The organism is Vibrio floridensis (genome assembly GCF_021852965.1).
Taxonomy (GTDB): Bacteria; Pseudomonadota; Gammaproteobacteria; order Enterobacterales; family Vibrionaceae; genus Vibrio; species Vibrio floridensis.
Genome location: NZ_JAKGCY010000005.1, coordinates 44,654 through 70,313, shown reverse-complemented (window position 1 = coordinate 70,313; position 25,660 = coordinate 44,654). Strand labels below are relative to the sequence as shown.

The window sequence follows — 25,660 nt, the reverse complement described above, 5'->3', positions numbered from 1 at the left end:
ATTAATTTACACTCTGTGTAAATTGTAAATTTAACACTAAGTTTGCTTTATTTTTAAAAAAGTGCTTGCGGTAATTGTTCTCAGCCGATAAGTTACTTGGCAAAGATAAGAAAAGCGAACGGGCACACAAAGACCTATGGTACGTACTGTTGCCCCACTCAATAGTGATAGGAAGAAGCAATGTTTCAAACTGATGATGTAAGAATTAATAAAGTAAAAGAGTTACTTCCACCAGTAGCTGTATTAGAGAAGTACCCTGCAACAGAAACGGCTTCTTCTACAACATTCCAATCTAGAAATGATATCCACAATATTCTGGTTGGTAACGATGATCGTTTACTGGTTATCGTGGGTCCGTGTTCTATCCACGATCCTGCCGCTGCGGTCGAGTACGGCAAACGCCTTAAAGCATTACGTGATGAGTTAAAAGGTGATCTTGAGATTGTAATGCGTGTTTACTTCGAGAAGCCACGTACAACAGTAGGGTGGAAAGGCCTGATTAATGACCCGTACCTTAATGACACCTACAAGCTCAACGACGGCTTGCGTATGGGAAGAAAACTATTGCTGGACTTAACCGACATGGGTTTACCAACGGCCAGCGAATTCTTAGATATGATTACACCTCAGTATGTGGCCGATCTGATTAGTTGGGGAGCGATCGGAGCACGTACGACAGAGTCTCAGGTTCACCGTGAGCTTGCTTCTGGCCTATCTTGTCCAGTCGGTTTTAAAAACGGTACCGATGGCAACATTAAGATCGCCAGTGATGCGATTCGTTCAGCCAGCTCTTCTCACCACTTCTTGTCAGTCACCAAATATGGCCATTCTGCGATTGTAGAAACAACGGGCAATCCTGATTGCCACATCATTTTACGTGGTGGCAAAGAGCCTAATTACAGTGCTGCCCACGTTTCTGCTGTCAAGGAAGAGCTGGCGGCGGCTGGCTTGCCACAAAAAGTGATGATTGATTTCAGCCACGCAAATAGCTCCAAGCAATACAAACGTCAAATGTTGGTGGCTGATGACATTTGCGAGCAGCTTGCTGCGGGTGAAGAGGCCATTTTCGGTGTAATGATTGAATCTCATCTTGTTGAAGGGCGACAAGATCTTATCGATGGAAAAACCGCCACTTATGGCCAATCTATCACTGACGCCTGTATTGGTTGGGACGATACCGAAACGGTGCTGCGTCAGCTTGCAAGAGCGGTTGCAGATAGACGAGCGCGATAACTTAACGAATGATGTCTATATTGAAAGCCAGCGTTGCTGGCTTTTTTACTTTCTCAACAACCCTTCTTCTTAATAGCCTCGCTAAGATTATGAATAATAAATGGCGCTTTTCGATTTGTGTTACAGAGCCGGTTGTTTTGGCAAAAGTTATATTTTATAAATGAGTTAACGTTTTTGAGTTTAAGGGAACAACATGGAAGAAGTAGGGAATGTTCTAATTGTCTTGATCATCTTCACTGCCATTTTTGGTAGTGGCATGCTGAAGATCTTTTTGAATCACCGGGAAAAAGTCAAAGCACTTGAGTTGACGAAGTCGGAAGGTGAAGCGACAAAAACGCAACAAGCGATGCAGCAGCAGATCGACAAACTCACACAACGCGTCATTGTGCTAGAGAAAATCGTTACGGACCAGAAATACCAGTTGGAAAAAGAGATCGCTTCTCTGTAACCTTCAACCATGCCGTTTTCGCGGAATCAGCAAACATAACGTTGAAGAGGTCGGCGCCTCTTCTTGACATATCTGTGTTTATCGTTCGTCAAAAAAGTCTTTGTTGCGAATGTATTTACTCATCAAATGATAGGTAAAAGGCCTTATCAGCCAACTCAACACAGAACGTCCCAAGCGTTCATAAGTGGGTGTGTTTTCGTAAATTCTGCCGTTGTAGAGCCATAGCAGTTTTCCGCTGTGTGAATAAACAAAAGGAATCGGCGGCATAAAGGTGACAATGTCGAGATCGCAGCAAATTCGATAGGTTTTATGCGCCAATGAGTAGTGTTTTGCAAAACGCCAATCGCCAATTGCGGGTTGACCAAACGTGACCACGCGTTTGATGCTTTTGGGGTATTTTCGCTCAAAGTAATCGGCAAACACACAACCAATCGCACCTCCAGAAGAATGGCCAGTAATGGCGATCCTTTTTCCCTCAAAAAGTCGTTCAAGCAAGGTTTGTTCGAGTTTCTCAAGCACGCTCATGCCAAGCTTGTCTTGATTACGTGATGGCTGACTTTCTTGCATCAGTAAGTGATAAAAACCCGCATGGATTCGATAGGGTAACCCCAGTTGTGTGACGCTTTGAGTCCATAGCGCGAAGTTAAGCAGCCAATCACTCAGGCTATGTGAGCCTTTAATTACGACCACCACTTCATCCGATTCTTTACTCCAAAGCACCCGAATCATGGTTTTGCCAAACTGATTCTTAATAATGCGTTGTCCGTTGGGATCAAAACCATAACGTGTCTGTTTAAATACTCTTGGATAGGCGAGGTTACATAAAACGGCGTAGCGTTCATACTGGTATCGTTTAAGTGGCTTCACGGATTTGATTTCACTTATTTGATTTGGAAGGGCGTATTTGATGGCAATTGTGCAAAGTGAGTGTGAAGCTAAAATGACGATGTGTGTCTCTGTAAAGAAAAACCACAGAGCGCATTGCTCTGTGGTTTGAGAAGGTGAAAGCGAGACGATGTGCTTTACCACAGTCCGAGCACTTTCCACCACATTCCTCCAACAAAGATAAAGACTGGAATCACAATCAGCGAGAAGACAAAGCCAATTTTCCACCAGTTTTGTAGGGTGTGGAATCCTGTTCCAAATAAGATGGGCGCAGGGCCAGAAGAGTAATGGGTTGTCGACATGTACAAGTTACTAAAAATACCCAGCACGATTGCAGCGAGCATCGGAGGTGCGCCTGCGGAGATCGCAATGGCAAGGAAAGCGGAGTACATGGCGCTGATGTGAGCCATGGCACTCGCCATCAAGTAGTGGCTGTAGTAGTAGACCAACAGCAATAGAATCACGGTGGTTGCCCAACCAAACCCAGATAAAGATTCCCCAATGCCATTACTGAACCACTTGATAAAGCCAAGTTTATTCAGTTCAGAAGCCATCATAATGAGTACGGCGAACCAAGTGATGGTGTGCCACGCTTCTTTCTCACTAAGTACTGCGTCCCAAGTAATGGTGCGGCTAAGTAGAAGGAAGACCAAGCCCATCAGCGCCGTCACCGTGGCGTGAATCCCTAGCGTTGGGCCAAGTACCCACAATGTCACCATGCCGATAAATGTTACGCAAACCATGATTTCGTCACGACTCATCGCGCCCATTTGCTGTAATTTTTCTCTGGCGATAGCGCGCATTTCGGGCGTCTTTTTCAACTCAGGTGGGAAAAAGAGATACATCGCTAAAGGAATAAGGAAAAGGCAAAGTAGACCAGGGACAATCGCGGCGGCGGCCCAACCTGCCCACGTAATTTCTACTCCTTGCTCTTTGGCGAAGTTAGCGGCCAGCGGGTTACCAGCCATGGAAGTTAAGAACATGGCACAAGTAATCGCGTTACATTGGAAAATACACTGTACTAAAAATGCACCAATACGGTTTTGTGTTCCTTTTTCTGGATCAGAATCGTACGCGCTAGCGACTGAACGAAATAGTGGTGCAATAATGCCGCCACAGCGAGCGGTGGTACTTGGGGTGGCTGGAGCGAACAGGAGATCGGTCAGAACTAAGCCATAGGCCAACCCCAATGAGTTATGGCCGAGTTTTGAGATGAACCAGTAACCCACGCGTCGGCCAAAGCCAGTGCTAATAAATCCGCGAGAAATAAAGAAAGCGGCCGCAATCATCCAGATAGTTGGGTGGGCAAAGCCGCTTAACGCGGTTTTAATTGGCAGCACACCGGTTAGGGTTGCCGCGGTTAAACCCAGTAATGCCATTGCCCCTAGTGGCAGTGGTGCGAGAATCAAACTGAGTACCGTAACAACAAAAATGACCATCATTTGCCATGCAGGCTCAGAAAGCCCTTCAGGGACGGGTAAAAACCACATCACCACGCCCAGAACAAACAGAACGAGCAGTTTTAAGTTGGTATTATTCATATTAAAACCTCCAAATAGTTACAGCGATAATAGGAGGACGTGGGTGAGATAAAGTGAGCAAAATCAATTTCATATTACTATTGATAAACTCCGTTTTGATTCTGTCGGTGAGCGAATAGTTGCCCTGAAAAAACGCTGAGATTAGAAACGTTAAATAAATAAAACTCATAAAATTTAATCTGGCGATCAGCGTCATATTTTGGTGCCAAGATCAGCTTTGACGCGCACGATTCGGTTTATTCTTTGCCTCGTTGGATTTTTCTTTGGTAGGTCGTCATGACGTTATCTTTTACGCGACAGTTAGCGTTTATTTTGAGTTGTACCGTTTTGATCGGGATTGCCGCTTGGTGGAGTTACAGCGCCTATCAATTAGAGAATGTCCTTAATAGTCAAATCGCGTTGCGAGCTCAGGTACAATCTCAGCAACTGGCCAAACTACCGAGTTTGATTGAGGCGGTAGAAAGCAACAACAGTGAGCGAGTGTCCGAAATTATCTCAGTCGTGCAGCTAGTCAGTGATGCCGATTTTATTACGGTGAGTGACGAGCAAGGAATTCGTTTGGCACATCCAGTCAGCGACCGTGTTGGCTTACCCGTTGTGGGTGGCGACATTCAACGAGCATTGACGATTGGCGAAGCGTATCTCTCACAAAGTGTCGGTTCACTTGGCCCTTCCGTGCGTTTCATTTCTCCGGTTTTTTCTCCAACAGGGGAGATTGTCGGCATGGTCAAAGTGGGCTACCTGCTGGAAACGCTTGATCTGTGGAATCGTGAGAAGTTATGGCCATTACTGCTGTTTGCACTCACCGCTTTGACGCTTTTTCTGTTGTTGTCGTGGCGATTTTCTGGCTACGTGAAACGGCAGATGCAACATCTTGAACCTTGGCAGCTTAAGCAGGCACTAAAAACACATCAAGGCGTACTAGATGCGACTCATGAAGCGGTAATAGCCGCTGATCCACTCGGTCAAATTTACGTCGCCAACAATGCGGCTAAACAGATATTGGGGCATTGCTCTTGGATTGGCACCTCTTTGGATCTGATAGAGGCAACACCGAATTTGTTTGCTTTACAGGGGGATGACTACCTCGACAAAATGGCGCAGGTCAACGGCAAGGCGGTGATCATCAATCGTGTGACCATCTACACCTCATCGGGTGAAAGAGCGGGAGCCGTGTTTACGCTGCGGCAGCACTCTGAGTTGCAAGCTTTATCCGATCGTATTAGTCAGGTTGATAAATATATGGAAAGCATGCGAGTCACACGCCACGAGTATCAAAATAAGCTCTCAATCATTTCAGGCCTACTGCAAATGGGAGAATATGATAAAGCGCTAACGGCCTGTTTGGCGCAAGCGCATCAAAACCAAACGCGTATTGATTCGTTGCAGGGTATTAAGAAACTGCCGCAACTAACAGCGTTACTGTTGGCAAAGTTGAGTAAAGCGCAAGAAAGCAACGTGGTATTGAATATCGCCTGTCAAAGTGAGCTGGAGGGGATCACCGATCGCCTCAGCGAAGAACAGCTTTGTACCTTGGTTGGCAACCTGGTCGATAACGGCTTAGAGGCGTGTTTCGGCCAAGAAAAGGGGACGGTGAATGTCAACTTCAGTGCTTTCACCAACGAGTTTGTGTTGACCTTTGCCAACAATGGTCCTGTCGTTGGGCAAGACCTTGAAACGCTCTGTCAGTACGGTTTTTCCTCCAAAGCCAGTTATGGCGAGCGTGGCATTGGTCTTCACCTTGTGAAAAGTATTGTGCAACTAGCCGGTGGGCACATTGAACTCGACAGCGATGAGCAAGAAACTCTTTTTACCGTCTATCTGGCCAAGGAGACATCATGATCAAAGTGATGATCGTTGAAGATGAAACACGAATTGCAGAGCTTCACCAATATTTCGTGACACAGATTGACGGCTTTGAAGTGATTGGCGTGGCGGCCACCCTGTCTCTTGCTGAGTCACTGATAGAGGTCGGTAAACCGGATTTAGTCATTATCGACAATTATTTGCCTGACGGTTTGGGTGTCGAGCTGGTCAAACATTGTCTAACACTAACCCCCAAGCCCGAGTGCATTTTGGTCACAGCAGCAAATGACGCGACCACGGTCAATCTCGCTCATCGTTACGGTGCGTTTGATTATTTAGTGAAGCCTGTCAACTACAGTCGTTTGCAAACAAGCTTGTCACGTTTGTTGAAGATGAAGCAGCTGCTTGCTGCGCAAACAACGGTAAAACAGAGCGAGTTGGATGGTATTTTCCACAATATTGAAATGAACAGTGACGAAAACTTAGGCGTGGATGAGTTTACGTTGCAACAAGTGATTTCCTTATTCCCACATGCCCATAGTGAGCATACTGCGGCAAGTGTCGCTGAGCTGTTGGGTGTTAGCAAAAGTACTGCCCGGCGTTATTTGGACAAAGCGGTGGAACGGGGGGATTTATACGCCTTCCTTGAGCATGGAAAAGTTGGCCGACCGACACGTTGCTACCGAAATAAGCCATTAAGTCCATGAGTTTAAAAGCGGAAATTTTGTAATCTGCTTCTCTGTTTTTATTGCACAGAGTCAAAGTGCTCCTGCGCATCTGTTAGAGTGAGGGACCGTATTAATGAGTGTTGATTGACGGTTTTTGACTCGCCTACCTTGGTGATCGAATCACTTTTAAATGCATGTATTGATGGAGAGAAAGATGAGCGTAAGAGAGCGGATGCATCAGCAGAAGATCTATTTTTGCGATGATGAAAGCGTGGCGTTGGAGCAGCAAGCCTGCCTTGAAACGCTGTATGACTTTAATCAAACCCGACCATCAGAGATGGCGAAACGCGAAGCGATATTACGCGATCTTTTCGCAGAGATGGGCGATAACTGCTACATCGAACCGCCGTTGAGAACAAACTGGGGCAAACACACGCATTTGGGCAACAACGTTTATGCCAATTTTAACTTAACGCTGGTGGACGATACGCACATCTATATTGGCAACTCAGTGATGATTGCACCTAACGTCACCATAGCAACCGCTGGCCACCCAATCGATCCAGAGTTGCGACGAAAAGTGGCGCAGTTCAACATTCCTGTGCACATCAAAGACAATGTTTGGATTGGGGCAAATAGTGTGGTGTTGCCGGGCGTTACTATTGGCGAAAACAGCGTGATTGGTGCAGGCAGTGTGGTGACCAAAGACATTCCCGCAAACGTAGTCGCGGTGGGAAATCCATGTCGAGTGTTGAGGCCAATTGGCGAACACGACAAACGTTTCTTTTATCGCGATAAGGCGATCGATGATTTACCCCAATCCTAAAACGAATAGGGGTAGTAACGCATCCACCTAATTACCTCATCGATGGATGCGTTCAACTCGCTAGCCATTGAGTGGAATGCGTGAGAGTGGAGAAGGATCTCGCAGTACAAAGTGTTGCCAAACGTGATCATACAGTGCTTCCTGCCCCGGAAACTCGGCCAACGATTTGGCTTGTTCTAAATCACACCAACAATACTCGGTATGCTCATCGTTGAGCGTAACGGTTTGATTATCATCGCAATAGACCACAAAGACAGGGATGTTGACGATGGAGTTCGTTGCAACTTGGTAAAATTGCTCGAGATATTGGCCGTTATAAAGCGTTGCCACTTGAATCCCAGTCTCTTCGGCAAACTCTCGAATGATGGTCTGCCAACCTGCCTCACCGTCTTCGATACTACCGGCCACATGGCACCAATAGTTGCCTTTTGTACGTTTCATCATCAGAATCTTGTGCTGACCATCAAAACGGGAAAGTGCTACACCCGACACAGCATGGGATTGAAAAGGGATCATATCTGTTCCTATACGTTAGTGGGAAGAGTTGGAAAACTCTTGTTCAAGAGCTTGTTTTTGCGTTGCTTTCACGTTATCCCAGTCGCTGCCGGATTCGATGGCCGCGACACGTTGGTCGTATTTCAAATGCGCTCGGCGTAAAATAGAGTCCAAGCGAACATCCGACTCTTTTTCAAGGGCAAGTACGGCGTTCAGGTAATCCCAAAGCACATCGGCAAGCTCATCTTCTAAGTAGCAAGTACGTGCTCTTGGTATCTCTTCAAGCACCTCATCCACTTCTTTTTTAAGTTCATGGAGATAAGTCTGGGGGCCCAAATACCAAGTGTTACTCTGGTCGTATTTTGCTTTGCGTCTCACGACTTCGAGGAATTGTTCAAATTCATCCATTATTTGTGCTCCATGTTCGAGGGGCGGAAGTGTAACGATCAAAGGTGTTTTTTTGTAGCGATCTAAATAGCAGTTTTCTGAATTTTTTGATGAAAAATCATTAAGTTTGCTCAGTGTGATTCACGATATGTGAGGTCACTGGATCCAAGTCAAAAAGAGTGACTCATGCTTAGCTAGCATAAGTCAAAGAACTGGGTGGCATTTCGCTCTACACTGTGCGGCAAAGCGACGAGTGAGTCAGTGAATTTTTATGAGTAGAGAATCCATCCAGCAGGTTATCGAGAGTTTTACCGCCATCGAACAGGCTCTCGACTACTTTGATATCGGCTACGACAGCCGCTTCATTGAAGAGTACCGCAGCGAGCTGGTCAAACGCTTTAATGGCTACGTTATTTTAACTAAACCCGACGATTGGTTTTCTGCGCGTCGCGCGTTAAAAAACGCTTATTGTAAAGTGCAACGTGGCCGGCTAAACGCGCACACGCGGCAAGCGTGCCGGGGATGCACATCATGCCAACGTCGCTAGCGACAGACGGTGAACTAGCCCTAGAGTTTTAAGCAACATTGGAGAGCAAGGAATGGATACCTGTGGCAAATGCCGGCATTTTTGCCGAGCGAAAGAGAACGTGAAAGATCTATGCGGAGCGTGGGAGCAGCCTACTTTCGCTAAGCGCGAGGCTTGTGGTTTTTTCATGCCCAAAGCACGTCATGTTTCTCACGCCCCCCACCATAACGGCATCGACAGAGGGACATCATCCTCATAACGTTCTGCCTCCCTATAATCGTTAATCAGCGGTGTCAGTATGTCGATCTGCAAGGCTCGCCGTTGGCTCTGTGCTTAGAGTGAGAGTCAACACAAGGTTAAAAGTTTGTGTCTGGTTTTAATTTAACTTGTTGAATATCAAAAGATGAATCTGTATATTGCAAACGCGCATGATAATTTGTCTCATTTGGTATTAATGTTGATGTACTCAATTCTGATCAGAGAGAGGTAACGTTTGAAGAGGTTACTGTTCACTCTCATTTTACTTTCTATCGCTTCTCTGTTTGTTGGTGTGGGTGATTTAACACCAAGCATGTTGTTGTCTGGAGATGCTCAGGCGTGGCACTTGTTCTTTACCAGTCGATTGCCAAGATTACTTGCTATTTTGCTTTCTGGGGCAGGGTTGAGTATCGCAGGTTTGATCATGCAGCAGATCAGTCAAAACCGCTTCGCCGCACCTTCTACGTCTGGCACCATTGAGTGCGCGATGTTGGGGTATATTGTCAGCTTGGTCTTTTTAGGCAAAGGAGACAGCTGGCTGCTCATCTTTGGATTTGCGATGGCAGGCACCTTGCTCTTTGTCAGTTTTGTCCAGCGGATCCAGTTCAAAAATGCGGTTTTCGTTCCTTTGATCGGCATTATTTTCGGCAACATTGTTGACTCGTTAGCGACGTTTATTGCCTACAAATATGATTTGCTGCAAAACCTTTCCTCGTGGTCTGTAGCGAACTTTGCCAACTTGTTACAAGGTGACTATGAACTTCTTTATATCGCGCTTCCGGTGGGGATTTTTAGTTACTTATACGCAACGCGCATTTCTGCCGCTGGCTTAGGCAAGGACTTCGCCACCAACCTAGGATTGAACTATCAGCAAGTGATTGTAATCGGTGTTGTGCTGGTTTCAGTATTGTCGGCCAGTGTGGTGATGATTGTCGGCCAATTACCTTTTCTTGGCTTGATTGTGCCCAACTTGGTAAGTTATTTCTACGGCGATAACTTACGTAAAAACATCCCGCTTACTGCGATTTATGGTGGGTTGTTGGTGCTCTCTTGCGATCTTATGGGGCGCCTGATCATCTTTCCTTATGAAGTGCCCATCTCAATGGTGATTTCGATTTTAGGCGGTACGGTGTTTGTGTACCTCATCGTTGGAGGAAAGCAACGTGTCTAATCGAATTAAGTTATTGATCCTGCTGATTGTTACCCTGATTTTTGCTACGCTATTTTTGGTAAAAGGGCTCACGCTGGACAATTATCAATACTTTTTATCACGCCGAATACCCAAAGTGTTGGCGATGATCTTGGCAGGAGTGGCGATATCACAAGCGTCCCTGCTATTCCAAACCGTTACACACAATCGAATCTTGACTCCAGGAGTTCTCGGTTTTGATTCTCTCTATCTGTTAGCGCAAGTCATCGTTGTGGTGGTGTTTGGCGGTCTCAGTCATTACGTGTTAAATGCTTACCTCAATTTTTCCATCATTGTCAGCGTGATGGTGCTGTTTTCCATCCTGCTCTTTGGATTCTATTTCCGCGGTAAAGAGAAGAATTTGATCACGTTATTGTTGGTGGGATTGATACTTGGCCAGTTGTTTTCCAATGTGGCTTCATTTTTTGTGTTGGTAATGGATCCCAATGATTACGCCTCTGTTCAGGCCAACATGTTTGCGAGTTTCAATAATATCGACACCCAATTGGTCTATCTTACCGCGCCGTTGTTATTGATCGCCTCGTTCGTTATGTATCGTATGCACCACATCATGGATGTGTTCTGGCTGGATAAAGATAACGCGACCAGCCTTGGTGTCGATGTTCGCAGTGTCACTAAAAAAGTGCTGATTTTGAGCGCAGTGTTGATTTCGATTTCAACGGCACTCATTGGGCCTGTGCTCTTTTTCGGCTTGTTAGTAACCAATTTAGCGCGTGAAATGTTTAACACCTACCGTCATTCACTGCTGCTGCCTGGCTGCGCTATCTTGGGAGTCTGTTTACTTCTTGTGGGGCAGTGGCTGGTGGAAAACGTATTGGCGTTTCAAACCACGTTGAGTGTGATTATTAACTTTGTCGGTGGCGTCTATTTTCTTTCGATGTTGCTGCGAAACCGTATTGTGTAGGTAAATCATGATCATTTTAGACCGCTTAACCAAGCGTTTTGGTAAGTTTGAGGTTGTGTCAGCAGCGAGCGGCCAATTTGAGAAAGGCAAGGTAACATCCATTATCGGCCCGAATGGTGCGGGTAAGAGCACGTTGCTTTCAATGGCGTCTCGTTTAACGCAGCGAGACGGCGGCTCCGTTCTTATTGACAGTAAAGAGCTTCACGATTGGGATAATAAAACCTTAGCAAAAAAATTGGCGGTATTGCGTCAAGCCAATAGCATCACCATGCGCTTTACCATTCGAGAAATGGTTGCTTTTGGTCGTTTTCCTCACTCGTCTGGTCGCTTGACTGAGCAAGATAATGCTGAAATTGACAAAGCGATTCGTTATCTCGATCTGCAAGAAATTCAAGACAAGTATCTCGACGAACTCAGTGGTGGGCAAAGACAGCTCGCCTTTATCGCCATGGTCATCGCACAAGACACGGATTATGTGTTTCTAGATGAGCCGCTCAATAACTTAGACATTCGCCACTCCAAACAAATTATGCAGACGGTTTGCCGATTAGCGAGAGAAATGAACAAAGCGGTTGTGGTCGTGATTCACGACATCAACTTTGCAGCTTGCTACTCTGACCACATTATTGCGTTGAAAAAAGGCAAAATTGTCGCCAGTGGTCGAGTAGAACAGGTGATTGAAGAGCGGACGTTAGAAGAGATATACGAAACGCCTTTCAGAGTGATAGAACAAGAAGGCAAACGTATGTGTACCTATTTTTAGGACGTTCTGTTTAAGGTATTTCGTTACAGCACGCTTGGTTTTCCATCGCCGATTCTCAAATTGGCGATGGAAAAGCTTATATGACGCGTTTATTTTGTCAGTTCATCGATAATCGGGCAGTGGCTATCGGCGTTGCCGGGGCAAGAAGATACCCAGCTTTCCAGCTGTTTCTTAATCTCGTTGAGATGAGCGAGCTTTTGCTCGATCTCCGCCAACTTCTCCTTGGTCTTTTCTTTTACTTCGCTGCTTTTCCGATTGGGATTTTGCGCCAGTTGGACAAACTCTTTACACTCTTGCAGCGAGAAACCAGCATTTTTGGCCCGAGAGATCAGATTGAGTTCAACAATGTGTTTTTGCCCATATTCGCGATAGCCCGCATCACTGCGTAATGGTGGCGAAATAATGCCTTTTTCTTCGTACATGCGAATGGATTTGGTTGATAACCCAGTTAGTGTTGAAATCGCACCGATGTTCATACTCACCTCACAAATCTCTGTTTGTCATGATTTTACGCTTTGCCACTCGCTTAGCAATGCTTTGTTGCTTGATGCTGTTGTCTTAGAACTCTTGATTCATCTTCTCAAGACAAGAGAGCAGCAGTGCTTGCTGCTCTTCGTCGATATGGCGTGTGAGCTCGCGAACCAAATCAAGATGCAATTGATTGTGCTGGCGATGAATCACTTGTCCTGTTTCTGTTAGCTTGACCACGATGGCACGTCGATCTTCTGGGAGTGCGCAGCGCTCAATCAACTCCGCTTTGACCAGTTTTTCTATCTGCACCGTCAGTGTGCCTGTCGTGATGCCAAGCTTTTCTGCCAGCTCTTTCATTCGCAACGCGCCGTGACAGCCGAGCACTTCAATGGTGTGAATTTGCGCCAATGAGTAGCCGGTTTCTTTCACGACCGATTGCTCCCACGAAGACATCTTGTCGTAGAATTCAGTCAGAGTTTGATTGAGTTTTTCTAAATTTCGCATTACTTGGCCGGTTGCAGTTCCAACGTGAGGTGGTGAATCTTATCAAATTTTTCCAGCATGTGTTTATATTCCTCATACGGGGTTTTGCTGTGATCCACCAAGCTGATGATCGCGCCGTAATGGTGGCCGCTGATCCGCCACACATGTAAGTCGGTCACGGTGGCATAAGGGCTTAACGTTTGGTTAAGCTGCTCGATGTAATTCGATTCAATGCTTTCATCAAGCAAAATGGGCGCCGTTTGTTTCACCAGTCCGAAGGTCCATTTACCAATCACCAGTGCACCCACGATGCCCATCAATGCATCGAGCCAAATCCAGCCGTAGAATTTACCAATGATGAGCGCCGCAATGGCCAAGATTGAAGTGAGGGCATCCGCCAAAACATGAAGATAAGCGGCGCGCAGATTGTGGTCGTGATGGTGCTCATGCGCATGTTCATGATCATGTTCGTGGTGATGTTCATGATGATGATCACCGTGATCGTGATGATGGTGATCATGCAGCAAGAACATACTGGCGACATTGACGGATAATCCAACCACCGCCACCAAGATCGCTTCATTAAATTGAATACTTTCAGGATTAAATAGGCGATGAACCGATTCCACCACCATCAGCAAGGCGACGATTCCTAAAGCAATCGCGCTGGTAAAACCACCAAGCACGCTGACTTTCCCCGTGCCAAAAGAGAAACGAGCACTGTGCGCGTGCTTTTTCGCATAGCGATACGCAAAGAGGGTGATGCAAAAGGCAGCTGCGTGCGTCCCCATGTGCCAACCGTCAGCCAGTAGCGCCATGGAGCCGTAAAGGGTGCCCGCAACAATTTCCGCCACCATAGTAAAAAGGGTGAGTAAAAGAACGTAAAAAGTGCGTTTTTCACCCTGTTGATTGTGTGTGGTAAATCGGTGGCTTTGAGAGCAAGCAGACATAAAAGAAAATCCATTTGTTTGATAGTCAAAATATTTGAAAGTAAATTTAGTTTGATTGTCAAAGTAAGTCAACGATTTGTTGCGTGCAGAAAACGCAACAAGCCACACAGTGTGGCTTGTTGGTTAGGTTATCGGTGGTAGATAGGGTGTTATTTGCTCGAAATTGCAATAGTGATGACTTTATTATTTTCATATAGCTGCGTGTTATCTCCAAAATTTAAAAAATCTGATGACTTTGAATTTATTGCTAAATGTGATTTGTTTATGCTGACAAATATCACAGATTAGCGAATCCTTTGGAGGGTATTTTGTCATTTGAAATTTTAGGTATTGTTGGAACAAATAAGAAAAATAATGTTTATGATGTGAAAGTTATACAAGCACTGTTGAATGTCTACGCTCGGAAAAATGCAAGAAAAGTATTGGACATTACAGGAAAATGTGATGATGAACTAATTTCTAAACTGGTCGAATATCAAAATAAACATCTTAATAGCGCTATGCCAACATATTACGTAGAGCCAAATGGAAAAATAATAAAGTCGCTTAATGACTTAGTTCGCTCTGTTTTTAAACCTTTGTCTATTAATCCTCCCCTCCAAGGTGTACTTACGTGGAGTGCTGAAGGGAATGAAGGAGGAGCATATCATAGTAGAAAGCTACATGTTCCAAGTGATAGTTCAGGTGTTACTGTGGGACGTGGGTATGACTTGAGGATGAAATAACTTGCTCTCGCTCGTAAAGATCTTGCTTCTGCTGGCATCAGACCAGATGTCATATCTAAATTGGTGGGTGCAATAGGACTACAAGGTAAGCAAGCGAAACAATTTATCATTGATAGTGATTTGATTGACTACCAAATATCTGTAGATGCCCAACTAAAATTATTTAATATTAGTTATGCTTTTGAATCTTCAGAAGTGAAAAGGATTTGCAATAAAGCGGATGTAGTTAAGAAATATGGTGCTACAGACTGGGCTAACTTAAATGAAAAGATTAAAGAAGTTACAGTAGACCTGAAGTTTCGAGGAGATTACACATCAACAGCTAGAGAGTATCTACAAGAAAGTATTGCTAATAATGATCTTGGAAGTTTTAAAAAAATCATTACTAATAAATCTCTATGGGCAAGAGTTCCAGCGGATAGCTTTGATAAGCGAGTTAAGTATGTTATGTAAATTTTTATTCTCAAGTTTAAATATGAGAAATTTAATAGTTATAGCAAGCATTATATTAATTTATTCTGTTCATACACATGCTACGACATTACCAGTATCGATAGATAGAGTTGAAACATATAGAATTAACGAATTTCTTATTCGAGTAGTAAAGCATAATATGGAAGTCGAACCATTATTAGAAATTGATAAAATAAGCACGCCTGAATTTAGAGTTATTGATAGTATAGAAATAAGATCTGTATTTATCGAAAATAAAGAGTTGAAATTCAATTCTTCATCTGGAGTTTTTATTGAATCAATTTCATCAAGGAATAGTGAATTATTGTTTTCTTTAGAGTATTTTTATCTAGATGGGGGGAGCGACTATATAGATTGTACTATTTCTATTAATACAAGCTCTATGTCCACTCCGACATGTATTTATAAAGAAGGAGTTAATAGTGAATAAAATGCATTCAAGAGGGTGTAATGTCGCCTAGCACTCCCAGTTTACGATTGGTTTGCTGGTTAAGGTTCGATGCAGTCACTTTGGTCGTGCGTGCCTGCATCCTCCATGTGTGGCTTTAGCCGTTATCTTCTAACCACCACGGTTTGAGTGGTGATTCTTCATTAAGCACAAGGCGCTGACCAATCTCTGGGCTGATCATCGTCACTCCTTTTTCTTCGCTGATCTGTCGCGCTTTTTCCATCGGTTCATGCCAATCGTGCATTGCCAAATCAAAGGTGCTGTTGTGAATTGGCATCATTTTCTGGCCTTGCAAATCAAGATGCGCTTGAACGCTCTCTTCAGGGAACATGTGAATGTTCGACCACAAACTGTTGTACGCGCCAGTTTCGATCATGGTGAGGTCGAACGGGCCGTATTTTTCCCCAATGGTTTTGAACCCATCAAAGTAGCCAGAGTCACCACTGAAGAAGAGGTTTTTCTCACGGCCACGAATGACCCAACTTCCCCACAAGGTGCTGTTACTGTCGGTTAATCCTCGGCCTGAAAAGTGCTGGGTAGGCGTGAACACGTACTCAATTCCGTTGACTACGTGGCTTTCCCACCAATTAAACTCAACGATTTTGTGCTTGTCCACGCCCCATTCTTGCAAGATCACGCCCACTTTCAATGGCACAAGAAAAACGCCCACTTTGCTCGCCAGGGTTTTGACCGTGTTTTTGTCGAGATGGTCATAGTGGTCATGACTAATGAGAACCACATCGATGCTTGGCAGCCCATCAAGCTCAATTGGAGTTGGGTGAAAGCGGGCAGGGCCAAAAAACTGTACAGGTGAGGCGCGTTTACTGAATACCGGATCCGTCATTACCAATTGACCGTCCAACTTCATCAGCACACTTGAGTGACCAAGACGATAGAGCACATCTTGCTGCTCCTCAAGCAACTGTTCTGTCGTGATGCTATGCACTGGCAGTGCAAATGTGGGTTTCGGTGCAGCGCGTTTCGTCGTGAAGTACGCTTTGACGATTTCAAAGAGGTCAGAACCGCCATTGAAATTGGGGTCGCTATTACGAAATGTCTTTGGATAAGGGGATTTCTCTGCTTCAGCAGTCGAGCTGGCGGTGAAGATCGAACTCATGGCAATAGCTCCTAACACAGTCAAAAAAGTGATTTTGATAAGTCGTTTGTTCATTGTGTTTTCATCGTCCTTCTCACCACAAAAGAGAGTGGTTTAATGTAAACTACTCGGTGTAGTTTACATTTTGGGCGTGAAAAGTAAACTACTTGGTGTAAAATAATCACATCTTTCGACAACCTGAGCAGTAACACCATGATTGAAAAGAAAAAGACGCGAAGTGAAGAAAAGCGAGAGGCGATACTCACGGCAGCGAAACAAGCGTTTTTGGAATTTGGTGTACAAAACACCAGTATGGATAAACTGGCTGCGTTAGCAGGGGTGTCGAAACGAACCGTTTATAACCATTTTTCCTCAAAAGAAGCCTTGGTGATGGAGCTGCTATCCGTTTTATGGAAGAGCACGATCACTGAGGATGAGTTGGTTGCACTCAGTAAACGACCTTTGCAGGAACAACTGGTGAGTTTGCTGTGCCAAGAAATCAATGTGATTGCTCAGCCCAGTTATTTAGATATGGCGAAGGTGGCATTAGGCCATTTCTTGTTTAAGCCAGAAGAGCTGAAAGCGCAAACCAGCAGCATGTCGAAACAAGACACCGCACTCTACACGTGGCTAGCAGAGCAAGATAAAAAAGGACGTTTGAAGCTAGAGAGCGTGGAACTTGCTCGCACCCAGCTTCACAGTTTGATCAAAGGCAGCGCCTTTTGGCCGCAGCTTATTGGCAGCGCCGAACCGCTCACGGCTGAGCAAGGAGAAGCGCTGGCAAAAAACACCGCAGCACTGTTTTTAAGTCATTATGCGGTGAGTGAAGAGCACGGTAAGTAAAGGCGAGATTTCCGCAAGTTAAGGCGGCGATACGATCGCCGCAGATTCATAGGGTCAGCAGACTTTAGCGTGTACGCCGTGTTACAACGCTTTGGCGATCTTTTGGTAGATCGTCTCTGCCAATTGATGGCTAGCGATATTCCGTTCCACAATCTCACTGGCCAGTTGACCACGCTCCACCACCTTGACCCAATCTCTGAGCATCGGTGTAAAGCCTTTACTGGTGAGCATTGGTGTCCAATCTTTTAACGCCAATTTGGTTTGCTGGCCTTGCTGCCAAAGGTGGCCTTCACAAAATGAGTCAAATTCAACGGCGCGGTTTTGGTAGCTAGCCACCACACGTTCTGTGGTGACGCCAAATTGACGGTTCATCGACGCGTGTAACAAGGTTTCTCCAGCTTGCCATTGCACATCCACTCGCGCGAGTTGAATGCCCGCCATTTGGTAGGTCAGGTAAACATCTTGCAGATCGGCTTGGCGACTGAGATTCACGCTGTCGAGAGGGTGGATGAAATCATCAAACAGAAAAGTACGCAGCTCACCTGGAAGATCGAGTCGATGTTTTTCCCAACGCAGCGAACGCAGTACCTCCAATCCCTTGCCTACTGTATTTGTGGTGTCGAGTTCAGGGATGGTTTGATTGAAGAGAGGAATATGGCGACGGTTAAACCCGACATATAGAGGCTGGCCGTGCTGATGGGCGATTTCATACAGCGTTTCAACATCGTGAGCGTTGTCTGCCAGTGGCTTGTCGACAAACGTTGGGATGCCCTGCTTAAGAAAATAGCTTGCAATGTCGGCGTGCACGCTGGTGGCCGCGTGAATCATTACCGCATCAATGCCCATTTTGGTGAGCTGACGGTAATCACTACAATATTCCGCAATTCGGTATTGTTTGGCCAATTGTTTAAGCAGCGTGCCATCGCGAGTGCAGAGCACAAGCTCAATATCCGACATTTGAGTGATCACGGGCAAATACGCTTTCTGCGCAATATCCCCTAAGCCAATCATTGCAATTTTCATGGTAATCCTTGTTGTTGGTCGCGAGCGTTAGAACGAGGGGAATGAGTTCCCCTCGTGACAATTGAACATCATGTCGCGTATTAATCCAACGATTTCTTGAAGCGAGTTGAGGCTATGATCAGCCCAAGCAGGGTAAAGCCAATCATCCATAAAGTATCGCGCCACAGGTCGAATAAATCTGCGCCTCGCAAGACAATGCCGCGAATCATGCGCATGAAGTGGGTGGCGGGGAGCACTTCTGCAATCCATTGGGCCGCCACGGGCATACCCTCGTAGGGGAACATAAAACCCGAAAGTAGGATGGAAGGCAGCAAGATGAAAACCGTCATTTGCATGGCTTGCAACTGTGTGTTGGCGATGGTGGAAATCACCAGCCCCAAGGTAAGACTCGCGGCAATAAACAACAAGGTGCCCAACAATATTTGCGCAACGGAACCATTGATAGGGACGCCAAAAATAATGTGTCCAAGCCCTAAGATGATGAACACCTGAATCAAGCCGACAAAAATGTACGGAACGATCTTTGCCACCATCAGTTCAAACGAGCGTACCGGCGTTGTGATCAACAGTTCCAAGTTTCCGCGTTCTCGCTCACGCACAATGGCGGCGCTGGTGAACAAAATCATCGTCATGGTGAGAATGACCCCAAGTAGCCCGGGAACAATGTTCACTGCTGAGCGACGGCTTGGGTTGTAGTAGAGTGCCACTTCAAAGGTTTGTGTTGGTTTCGGGCGGATCTGAAAATCAAAATCTGTCAGCGGCATCGTCTGCAAGCCAAGAATCGCTGCGCTGATCATGGTATCGGAACCATCGACAATCCATTGACCTAACGGTCGGCCTTGCGCCATGCGTTGCGTTAAATCGTTCGGCAAAATCAACGCCGCACGCACAATGCCATCTTGAATTGCTTGCTCGGCTTCTTCCGCGGTGGCGTAGCGTTGAGTCACACTGATCACCTGCGTGACTTTGACCGACTCGGTGAGAATGCGCCCAGCGGTACTTTCGCTTTGATCCACCACCGCGACAGGAATGTCGCGAATGTCGGTATTAATCGCATAGCCAAACAATAGCAGTTGGATCAGGGGAATCATCACCACCATGCCAAAGGTAATGCGATCGCGCGAGAGTTGGCGAAATTCTTTGACCATAATCGCTTTCATTCGATAGAGCGCATTCATTGGCGGCCTTCTCCTGTTACGGACACAAACACATCTTCCAAACTTGGTCTGGCAAGGTTCATTTCCGCGTGTTGTAAACGAGGAAACGTGGCTCTTAGCCACGCAATTGGGTCTGCCACGCGTTGATCGATCAAGACGCGTAAGCGAATGCCCAGTTGCGCTGCAGAACGCACTTCTGCCAAAGGCAATAACTGCTCTTTTAACGCACGTAAATTGTCCGCTTTGACCTCAACAATGTTAACGCCCATTTGCGCCATGAGATCTTCAGGGGATCCATCTGCGCGAATCAATCCCGCCTCCATAATGGCAAGTCGGTGGCAGCGTTCCGCTTCATCCATGTAGTGTGTGGTCACCAAGATGGTGGTACCTTGGTCGCAAAGATCGAACAACTGCTCCCAGAACTCGCGGCGGTTTTCAGGGTCGACCGCTGAAGTGGGTTCATCAAGAAACAGCAGCTCGGGTTTATGCATGGTCGCTGCGGCCAGAGAAAGGCGTTGCTTTTGGCCGCCACTCATCCCAGAAACCCGTTGTTTGCGGCGTTGATCCAAGCCATAAGTGGCGAGTTGTTCATTGATTCGCTGAGTTAGGGTTTTCTTGTCCATACCAAAAATCTGGCCAATGAACTGCAAGTTTTCTTCCACCGTGAGGTCATCGTAAAGAGAGAACTTCTGCGTCATGTAGCCGATCTTCAAGCGGAGTTTTTCTGATTCCTTGGGAATCTCCAAACCGAGCACATCAACGTGGCCTTCGCTCGGGCTGAGTAGCCCGGTGAGAACACGGATGGTGGTCGATTTTCCACAACCATTTGGGCCAAGAAAGCCGTAGATGCTGCCTTTCGGCACGTTCAGCGTGATGTTGTCGATGGCTGTGAAATCACCAAACTTTTTCACCACGTTTTGCGCCTGAATTGCGTATTCAACCATGGCTTACTCTCCGTTGAGATCGACTTGAGTTGGCACGCCGGAAGGGAGGGCGAGCGCAGCTTCGGTAAGATCCACTTCCGCTAAATACATCAAGCGTGAACGCTCTTCCTCGGTGAGGGCGTAATAGGGAGTGAAAGAGGCTTCGTTCGCTACCCAACGCACCGTCCCCTGCAGAGGATCGCTCACGCCATCGACATGGACCGTCACTTGTTTGCCGGGCACGAAGTTCACTCGATACGTCGCAGGTACATAGACGCGCGCATAAGGAATGCGATTGGCTTGAATGACCGCCACAATGCCACTGACAGGCACGCGCTCCCCTAGGTTATAGGGCAGATTGTCGAGAATTCCATCTCGGGTCGCGACGATGGTGAGTTCGTCGAGTTTCTGTTGCTGTAAGACCACATCGGCTTGAGTGGCGGCCAGTTGCGCCTTGGCCTGTTCGATGTCTTCTGGGCGTGAGCCTGCGGTCAGCTTGCTGAACTCTTCATTGGCGGAATCCAGCTCCGCTCTTGCCGAATCTCGCTGTGCGAGAGCGGTGTCTTTTTCTGACTGACTGATGAGCTTTTTCGCCACCAGTTCTGATTTACGTTTGAAGGTTTTCTGCGCTTCGATTAACTGCGCTTCGGCGCGGGCAACGCGAGCTTGTGCTGAAGCAATGTCCTCTGGTCGTTCACCGTTAGTGAGCTTGAGTAGATAGGCTTGCGCTTTGCTTTGTTCAGCGAGGGCACGGGCTAAGACGGCTTGTTGATTTTTGCTATCGAGCTTAACCAGCACATCGCCTTGCGAAACCATCTGACCTTCCTTGACGGGAAGCTCTCGAATGATCTCATTGGCGGTGGCGGTAAAGGTGACGCGGTCACGCTCAAGTGTACCAAGTGCTTGAGACGTGGATTCGGTCGTACAAGCGGTGAGGGCAAGTAGAGCCCATACGCAGATCAGTCGGTTTCGCATGCGATCGTCCTAACAGTAACGGTAGTGGTTAATCAATCAACAGTGTAACGCTGGGTGTGGTGGCTGCTCTAGCAACTTAATTCTGCAAATATTCATCAAGTGATGAATTAAATGCATTTGCCCTCATGAGTATAGTAAGGGTTTGAATTGATGTGATTTTTAAGGTGAGAAACGGGATTGAGCTCGCAGGAGGAACATAAATAGAGCGACACCGAATGTCGCTCTATCTGATTTACTGGCTGTGTCTAATCACCCAAAGGCTGCCTATCACCGCCGCCGCGATGTGAGTCTAATGCCACTTTTAAGCGGCGCAGTTTGTCACGTGAGCGACGTTTATTTTTCACCGCTAACGCCATCGAAAGCACATCGACAAGGGCCAGCATGGCGTAACGCGAGGCGGAAGGCTTGTAGATAAAATCCGTTTCGTGATGCTCTATCGGCAAAACCACGTTCGCTTGTTCAGCCAATGGGGTGCCTTTTGGGGTGATGGCAATGATTTTCAGGCCGTAATCACGAGCCAGTTGCGCCGTCTCCACGATCACTGGGGTGTAGCCTGTCGCTGAAATCAACACCATGACGTCATTAGCATCCGCGGTAGCGGCGACCATGCGCGTCATCAAACCATCGTGGTAGGCAACAATGGCAAAGCCCAAACGAAATAGACGATGTTGCAGTTCCTGAGAGGCAATGGTGGAACCACCACCCATGCCGACACTGATGATTTGTCTTGCACCATAGAGCCACTCAACGGCTTGATCAATGTCTTGTTCATTGATCAAAGCTCGGTTGATATCGAGTGATTGTTTGATGGATTCGTAAATTACTTGATAGCCACTTTGATCGGGCGGTTCGAGAATAAATCGTTGGCCCACGGTGAGTGATTGCGCCAGTTTGATCTTCATTTCGCGCACATTCTTACAACCAATCGCTTTGGCAAAGCGCGTAATGGTGGCCTCGCTGACATCGGCGCTCTGGGCCAGTTCAGTAATACTTGCATTGGCGGCGGTTTCAATGTCATCCATCACCAATTTGGCGACTTTCTTTTCTGCCTCGCGTAATGCGCTAAAACGTTCGGTAATTTGAGAAATAATATCGACTTCTAAACTCAAGGGATTGTCCTACGTTGCCAATGACCGCAGTAAAACTGCGGTCGCAAGAATAGCGTAATTTGCTCTAAGTTGCTGCGTTCACATCGCACAAATTCATCAGAAGCGGGTTTCTACCCAGTGGCTCACTTGATAGTGATCATCGCGAATGGCCAACGCGCGCCATTTGTCGATGGTGAGGCAAGGGTGAGAGGTGGAGAAAACCAGAATATCGCCGACATCGAGTTCGCACTCTGCTGGGATCTCGACAAACGTGTGTTGATCCATGATCGCGATTGATGTCACGCCAGCAGGTATTGCCAGTGGCTGACCGTCGCGAAACGCGTGTTCTAACGTGGGCAGGCCTGCATCAAATGCCACATCACGCTTACCCATGCCAACCACAAGACGCGTTGGTTCCGGGCGAGAAATAACATGTGCCCATAGCTCAAGCGCAGAGAGCAAATCCCCACCAAGATCGCACGCGACGCCCTGATTTTGTTGGGCTCTTTGCATCACTTTTTGCTGTGCGGTTTGGTAAATCCCGGTGTCATGGATGGCGTAGCAGCCAGGGCGAATGACGGGGGTGAGATCGGTAAGGCCGCTAAATTGCTCCGCCACAACGTCATACCAAGCAGAGCCCGCACCAGTGATGATTGGCTGTGATGCGATCAATTGAGCGCTTTTGAGCTTGCGAGCTAAAGAGATCGCATTCTGCAAGAAATGGCGAATCTCTTCCTCGGCATTTTCACCATGAATCACCCCTTCGTACACCTCGATGCCTGCCAACGCCAAATGAGGCAGTGAGTGGATTTCGTTAGCGAGTGAAAGCACTTGTGCTTCGCTTCGACAACCACAACGGCCGCCATTCACTCCCAATTCAATGAAAAGATGAAGTGTTTGCTGGTGTTGGGCAAAAAAGTGCGAAAGGGCGCGAATGTTCCGTGATGAATCCACGCAGCAGTAAAGGTGAATCTCAGGATCTTCGATGAGTTGACTGATGATGGCCATGTTGGCTTTGCCCACCAGTTGATTGGCGATGATGATGTTTTTCGCACCGGCCATGGCGGCGATTTCTGCTTGTGCGGCAGTGGCAACGGTGATGCCCCACGCGCCATTTTCAAGTTGTTGGCGGAAGAAATCGGGCGTCATGGAGGTTTTGCCGTGTGGGGCCAGTTTCACGTGGTGGTGATTGGCAAACTGTTGCATCCACTTAAGGTTATTGTTGAGTGCAGACGCGTGAATCACCGCACTCGGCAGGCTCACTTCGTCCAACGATAAATTGCATGCTTGAGGTTGAATTGCTTGGCTTTTTTCACCAGCAGCGGGGCGTTGAATAACAAAGTTATGATAGTTTCTATCATGATTTTCATAAGGTTTTTTCATGGCTATCTACTTCTAACATGTTTTAAGTGGTTGATATTTTGAGTTTGTTTGTTTCTAAAATAGATCTTGTGGTAGAAACTATCAAACTTTTCGTGGTTATTTGTGTGTTTTGTCACTGATTAATTTTTAGCAAGATTTACTATGACATCAGGTTAAAGAGTTGAGCAGTAGAGAGACGTAGAGTGTTCGATACCATAATTCGAAATGTAGAAATTTTTGATGGCACCGGTGGGATGCCATTTGTGTCTGATGTCGCCATTCAAGGGCAGCGCATTGCTCAAATTGGTGATAGTCAAAATGCGACTGCGGCTTGTGTGATTGATGGCCAGGGCTTGGCTCTCGCACCGGGATTTATCGATGTTCATACTCATGACGATACCAATGTGATTCGTTATCCAGAGTGTTTGGCTAAAGTCAGCCAAGGGGTGACAACCGTGATTGTGGGTAATTGTGGCATCAGTGCCAGCCCGACGATTTTAGCGGGTGATCCGCCTGACCCTATGAACTTGCTTGGTGAGCAAGCCGATTTTAAATACCCGACTTTTGCGCATTACGCCGAGGCGGTAACACGCGCGCAACCTGCCGTGAATGTGGCGGCGTTGGTTGGCCACACGACACTGCGCAACAATGTTATGGATGATTTGTTGCGCACCGCATCCGATGAAGAAATCGAGCAGATGCGACAAGCGCTGACTTTAGCGATGGAACAGGGAGCGTTGGGGCTAAGTTCTGGTTTGGCTTATGCCAGTGCTAAGCAGGCGACCGCCGATGAAGTGATGCGCTTAGCACAAGTGCTCGGCGAGTATGAGGGCATTTATACCACTCATATGCGTACCGAATTTGAAGAGATACTCAGTGCGATGGCGGAAGCCTTTGAAACGGGCCAGTTTGCTAAGGTACCTGTGGTGATCTCCCATCTCAAATGCGCGGGCGCGGGCAATTGGGGACGCTCGGTTGAAGTGGTGGATCTGATGGAAAAAGCCGCTCAACATCAAGATGTCTCTTGCGATTGTTACCCTTATTCGGCTAGCTCTTCCACTTTAGATCTGAATCAAGTGACAGAAGAGATCGACATTTTTATTACTTGGTCGAAAAGCCAGCCACAGTTTGCCGGCAAGATGCTTAAGCAGATCGCCAAGGAAATGGGGTTACCCCTCATGGAAGCAGCCAAAGCGCTACAACCTGCTGGAGCGGTGTATCATTGCATGGACGAACAAGATGTTAAGCGAGTGTTGAAATACCGCTTAACCATGGTGGGTTCGGATGGGTTGCCGAACGATCCTCACCCACACCCGCGCTTGTGGGGCACTTTCCCGAAAGTGCTTGGGCACTATTGCCGAGAAGAAAAACTTTTTTCCCTGCAAGAAGCAATTCACAAAATGACGGGAATGTCCGCTAAACGATATAACCTCACTGGGCGAGGAGTGATCAAACAAGGTGCATTTGCTGACTTGGTTTTATTTAATCCGAGAACAGTGAAAGATACCGCAACTTTTGAAAATCCCATTTCGTTAGCGCAAGGTATTGAACGGGTATTCGTGAATGGAATGCTGGCTTATTTTAATGGTCAGGTTTCAAAACACAGAAACGGTGTTTTTATTTATCGAAATAAATAACGTTTTAATTCAAATAAAGTTATTTGATAAATATTAAATTGATGAAATTAAGTAA

Annotated in this window: 29 protein-coding genes; 15 read left to right on the top strand and 14 right to left on the bottom strand. The window is 46.6% G+C overall.

From position 1 onward, the window contains the following. Positions 1 to 180 precede the first annotated feature (180 nt). Together aroG and LZU85_RS10230 are read left to right on the top strand one after the other, a co-directional pair. A complete protein-coding gene (aroG, locus tag LZU85_RS10235) occupies positions 181 to 1,233 on the top strand; it encodes a 3-deoxy-7-phosphoheptulonate synthase AroG (protein WP_176298146.1) in 1,053 nt (350 codons plus the stop codon). A 193-nt stretch (positions 1,234 to 1,426) separates the two neighbouring features. Beyond that, a complete protein-coding gene (locus tag LZU85_RS10230) occupies positions 1,427 to 1,681 on the top strand; it encodes a nitrite reductase (protein ID WP_237287011.1) in 255 nt (84 codons plus the stop codon). Positions 1,682 to 1,759: 78 nt separating this feature from the next. Here the strand turns inward: LZU85_RS10230 and LZU85_RS10225 are convergent, their stop codons facing one another. Together LZU85_RS10225 and LZU85_RS10220 are read right to left on the bottom strand one after the other, a co-directional pair. After that, positions 1,760 to 2,548, bottom strand: coding sequence for a lipase family protein (locus LZU85_RS10225; RefSeq protein WP_176298144.1), 789 nt, complete (start codon positions 2,546 to 2,548; stop codon positions 1,760 to 1,762). Positions 2,549 to 2,703: 155 nt separating this feature from the next. Then, positions 2,704 to 4,107, bottom strand: a complete 1,404-nt coding sequence (locus tag LZU85_RS10220) for an anion permease (RefSeq protein WP_176298143.1) — start codon at positions 4,105 to 4,107, stop codon at positions 2,704 to 2,706. Positions 4,108 to 4,383: 276 nt separating this feature from the next. On the opposite strand from LZU85_RS10220, the gene LZU85_RS10215 reads away from it, so the two are divergent. The 3 genes from LZU85_RS10215 to LZU85_RS10205 all read left to right on the top strand — a co-directional run bounded on the left by LZU85_RS10215 (position 4,384) and on the right by LZU85_RS10205 (position 7,407). Continuing rightward, positions 4,384 to 5,949, top strand: coding sequence for an ATP-binding protein (locus LZU85_RS10215; protein ID WP_176298142.1), 1,566 nt, complete (start codon positions 4,384 to 4,386; stop codon positions 5,947 to 5,949). Beyond that, positions 5,946 to 6,620 carry a response regulator gene (locus tag LZU85_RS10210; protein ID WP_176298141.1) on the top strand — a complete coding sequence of 225 codons (675 nt, stop codon included), beginning with the start codon at positions 5,946 to 5,948 and terminating at the stop codon, positions 6,618 to 6,620. Before LZU85_RS10215 ends, LZU85_RS10210 begins: the two co-directional genes overlap by 4 nt. A 175-nt stretch (positions 6,621 to 6,795) precedes the next feature. Then, positions 6,796 to 7,407 (top strand): sugar O-acetyltransferase, encoded by a 612-nt coding sequence (locus tag LZU85_RS10205; RefSeq protein ID WP_176298140.1) that lies wholly within the window; start codon positions 6,796 to 6,798, stop codon positions 7,405 to 7,407. 60 nt (positions 7,408 to 7,467) lie between these two features. Here the strand turns inward: LZU85_RS10205 and LZU85_RS10200 are convergent, their stop codons facing one another. Together LZU85_RS10200 and LZU85_RS10195 are read right to left on the bottom strand one after the other, a co-directional pair. Beyond that, the gene (locus LZU85_RS10200) at positions 7,468 to 7,923 is read right to left on the bottom strand and encodes an NUDIX hydrolase (RefSeq protein WP_176298139.1); all 456 of its coding nucleotides are present in this window, start codon (positions 7,921 to 7,923) and stop codon (positions 7,468 to 7,470) included. A gap of 15 nt (positions 7,924 to 7,938) precedes the next feature. Further along, positions 7,939 to 8,310 carry a MazG nucleotide pyrophosphohydrolase domain-containing protein gene (locus LZU85_RS10195; RefSeq protein ID WP_176298138.1) on the bottom strand — a complete coding sequence of 124 codons (372 nt, stop codon included), beginning with the start codon at positions 8,308 to 8,310 and terminating at the stop codon, positions 7,939 to 7,941. A gap of 250 nt (positions 8,311 to 8,560) precedes the next feature. On the opposite strand from LZU85_RS10195, the gene LZU85_RS10190 reads away from it, so the two are divergent. The 5 genes from LZU85_RS10190 (at position 8,561) to vctC (ending at position 11,950) form a co-directional block, all read left to right on the top strand. After that, positions 8,561 to 8,836 carry a nitrogenase-stabilizing/protective protein NifW gene (locus LZU85_RS10190; RefSeq protein ID WP_237287010.1) on the top strand — a complete coding sequence of 92 codons (276 nt, stop codon included), beginning with the start codon at positions 8,561 to 8,563 and terminating at the stop codon, positions 8,834 to 8,836. A 52-nt stretch (positions 8,837 to 8,888) separates the two neighbouring features. After that, positions 8,889 to 9,074: a hypothetical protein gene (locus LZU85_RS10185; protein WP_237287009.1), complete on the top strand. Its 186-nt coding sequence runs from the start codon at positions 8,889 to 8,891 to the stop codon at positions 9,072 to 9,074. Positions 9,075 to 9,308: 234 nt separating this feature from the next. Further along, positions 9,309 to 10,244: an iron chelate uptake ABC transporter permease subunit VctD gene (vctD, locus tag LZU85_RS10180; RefSeq protein WP_176298135.1), complete on the top strand. Its 936-nt coding sequence runs from the start codon at positions 9,309 to 9,311 to the stop codon at positions 10,242 to 10,244. Continuing rightward, a complete protein-coding gene (locus LZU85_RS10175; RefSeq protein WP_237287008.1) occupies positions 10,237 to 11,187 on the top strand; it encodes an iron chelate uptake ABC transporter family permease subunit in 951 nt (316 codons plus the stop codon). The genes vctD and LZU85_RS10175 overlap by 8 nt, the downstream gene beginning before the upstream one ends. Positions 11,188 to 11,194: 7 nt before the next feature. Further along, positions 11,195 to 11,950 carry an iron chelate ABC transporter ATP-binding protein VctC gene (vctC, locus tag LZU85_RS10170; protein WP_176298133.1) on the top strand — a complete coding sequence of 252 codons (756 nt, stop codon included), beginning with the start codon at positions 11,195 to 11,197 and terminating at the stop codon, positions 11,948 to 11,950. Positions 11,951 to 12,039: 89 nt separating this feature from the next. On the opposite strand, the gene cueR is transcribed toward vctC, so the two are convergent. The 3 genes from cueR to dmeF all read right to left on the bottom strand — a co-directional run bounded on the left by cueR (position 12,040) and on the right by dmeF (position 13,854). Continuing rightward, the gene (gene cueR / locus LZU85_RS10165; RefSeq protein WP_176298267.1) at positions 12,040 to 12,426 is read right to left on the bottom strand and encodes a Cu(I)-responsive transcriptional regulator; all 387 of its coding nucleotides are present in this window, start codon (positions 12,424 to 12,426) and stop codon (positions 12,040 to 12,042) included. Between the two features lie 82 nt (positions 12,427 to 12,508). Further along, positions 12,509 to 12,925, bottom strand: coding sequence for a MarR family winged helix-turn-helix transcriptional regulator (locus tag LZU85_RS10160; RefSeq protein ID WP_103193523.1), 417 nt, complete (start codon positions 12,923 to 12,925; stop codon positions 12,509 to 12,511). Next, positions 12,925 to 13,854 carry a CDF family Co(II)/Ni(II) efflux transporter DmeF gene (gene dmeF, locus LZU85_RS10155; RefSeq protein WP_176298132.1) on the bottom strand — a complete coding sequence of 310 codons (930 nt, stop codon included), beginning with the start codon at positions 13,852 to 13,854 and terminating at the stop codon, positions 12,925 to 12,927. The genes LZU85_RS10160 and dmeF overlap by 1 nt, the downstream gene beginning before the upstream one ends. Positions 13,855 to 14,162: 308 nt before the next feature. Here dmeF and LZU85_RS10150 point away from each other — a divergent pair, with 308 nt between their 5' ends. The 3 genes from LZU85_RS10150 to LZU85_RS10140 all read left to right on the top strand — a co-directional run bounded on the left by LZU85_RS10150 (position 14,163) and on the right by LZU85_RS10140 (position 15,483). Beyond that, positions 14,163 to 14,579 carry a lysozyme family protein gene (locus LZU85_RS10150; protein WP_237287007.1) on the top strand — a complete coding sequence of 139 codons (417 nt, stop codon included), beginning with the start codon at positions 14,163 to 14,165 and terminating at the stop codon, positions 14,577 to 14,579. Between the two features lie 63 nt (positions 14,580 to 14,642). Next, positions 14,643 to 15,032, top strand: coding sequence for a lysozyme family protein (locus LZU85_RS10145; RefSeq protein WP_237287006.1), 390 nt, complete (start codon positions 14,643 to 14,645; stop codon positions 15,030 to 15,032). After that, positions 15,022 to 15,483 carry a hypothetical protein gene (locus LZU85_RS10140; RefSeq protein ID WP_237287005.1) on the top strand — a complete coding sequence of 154 codons (462 nt, stop codon included), beginning with the start codon at positions 15,022 to 15,024 and terminating at the stop codon, positions 15,481 to 15,483. Before LZU85_RS10145 ends, LZU85_RS10140 begins: the two co-directional genes overlap by 11 nt. Positions 15,484 to 15,598: 115 nt before the next feature. Here the strand turns inward: LZU85_RS10140 and LZU85_RS10135 are convergent, their stop codons facing one another. Continuing rightward, a complete protein-coding gene (locus LZU85_RS10135) occupies positions 15,599 to 16,618 on the bottom strand; it encodes an MBL fold metallo-hydrolase (protein ID WP_237287004.1) in 1,020 nt (339 codons plus the stop codon). Between the two features lie 192 nt (positions 16,619 to 16,810). Between LZU85_RS10135 and LZU85_RS10130 the strand changes: the two genes are divergently transcribed. After that, entirely contained in the window at positions 16,811 to 17,440 is a 630-nt protein-coding gene (locus tag LZU85_RS10130) for a TetR/AcrR family transcriptional regulator (RefSeq protein ID WP_011081544.1), read from the top strand. Between the two features lie 81 nt (positions 17,441 to 17,521). Here the strand turns inward: LZU85_RS10130 and LZU85_RS10125 are convergent, their stop codons facing one another. From LZU85_RS10125 to LZU85_RS10100, 6 genes are all read right to left on the bottom strand, one after another. Continuing rightward, entirely contained in the window at positions 17,522 to 18,463 is a 942-nt protein-coding gene (locus LZU85_RS10125) for a Gfo/Idh/MocA family protein (RefSeq protein ID WP_237287003.1), read from the bottom strand. Between the two features lie 80 nt (positions 18,464 to 18,543). Continuing rightward, positions 18,544 to 19,641: an ABC transporter permease gene (locus tag LZU85_RS10120; RefSeq protein ID WP_237287002.1), complete on the bottom strand. Its 1,098-nt coding sequence runs from the start codon at positions 19,639 to 19,641 to the stop codon at positions 18,544 to 18,546. After that, the gene (locus LZU85_RS10115; protein WP_237287001.1) at positions 19,638 to 20,564 is read right to left on the bottom strand and encodes an ABC transporter ATP-binding protein; all 927 of its coding nucleotides are present in this window, start codon (positions 20,562 to 20,564) and stop codon (positions 19,638 to 19,640) included. The genes LZU85_RS10120 and LZU85_RS10115 overlap by 4 nt, the downstream gene beginning before the upstream one ends. A 3-nt stretch (positions 20,565 to 20,567) precedes the next feature. Further along, a complete protein-coding gene (locus LZU85_RS10110; protein ID WP_237287000.1) occupies positions 20,568 to 21,518 on the bottom strand; it encodes an HlyD family secretion protein in 951 nt (316 codons plus the stop codon). A gap of 245 nt (positions 21,519 to 21,763) precedes the next feature. Then, on the bottom strand, positions 21,764 to 22,627 hold the full coding sequence (locus LZU85_RS10105) for a MurR/RpiR family transcriptional regulator (RefSeq protein WP_011081539.1): 864 nt from the start codon (positions 22,625 to 22,627) through the stop codon (positions 21,764 to 21,766). 96 nt (positions 22,628 to 22,723) lie between these two features. Continuing rightward, positions 22,724 to 23,989 (bottom strand): amino acid deaminase, encoded by a 1,266-nt coding sequence (locus LZU85_RS10100; RefSeq protein ID WP_237286999.1) that lies wholly within the window; start codon positions 23,987 to 23,989, stop codon positions 22,724 to 22,726. Between the two features lie 182 nt (positions 23,990 to 24,171). Between LZU85_RS10100 and LZU85_RS10095 the strand changes: the two genes are divergently transcribed. Continuing rightward, positions 24,172 to 25,605, top strand: a complete 1,434-nt coding sequence (locus LZU85_RS10095) for an N-acyl-D-amino-acid deacylase family protein (protein WP_419795967.1) — start codon at positions 24,172 to 24,174, stop codon at positions 25,603 to 25,605. Positions 25,606 to 25,660 lie beyond the last annotated feature (55 nt).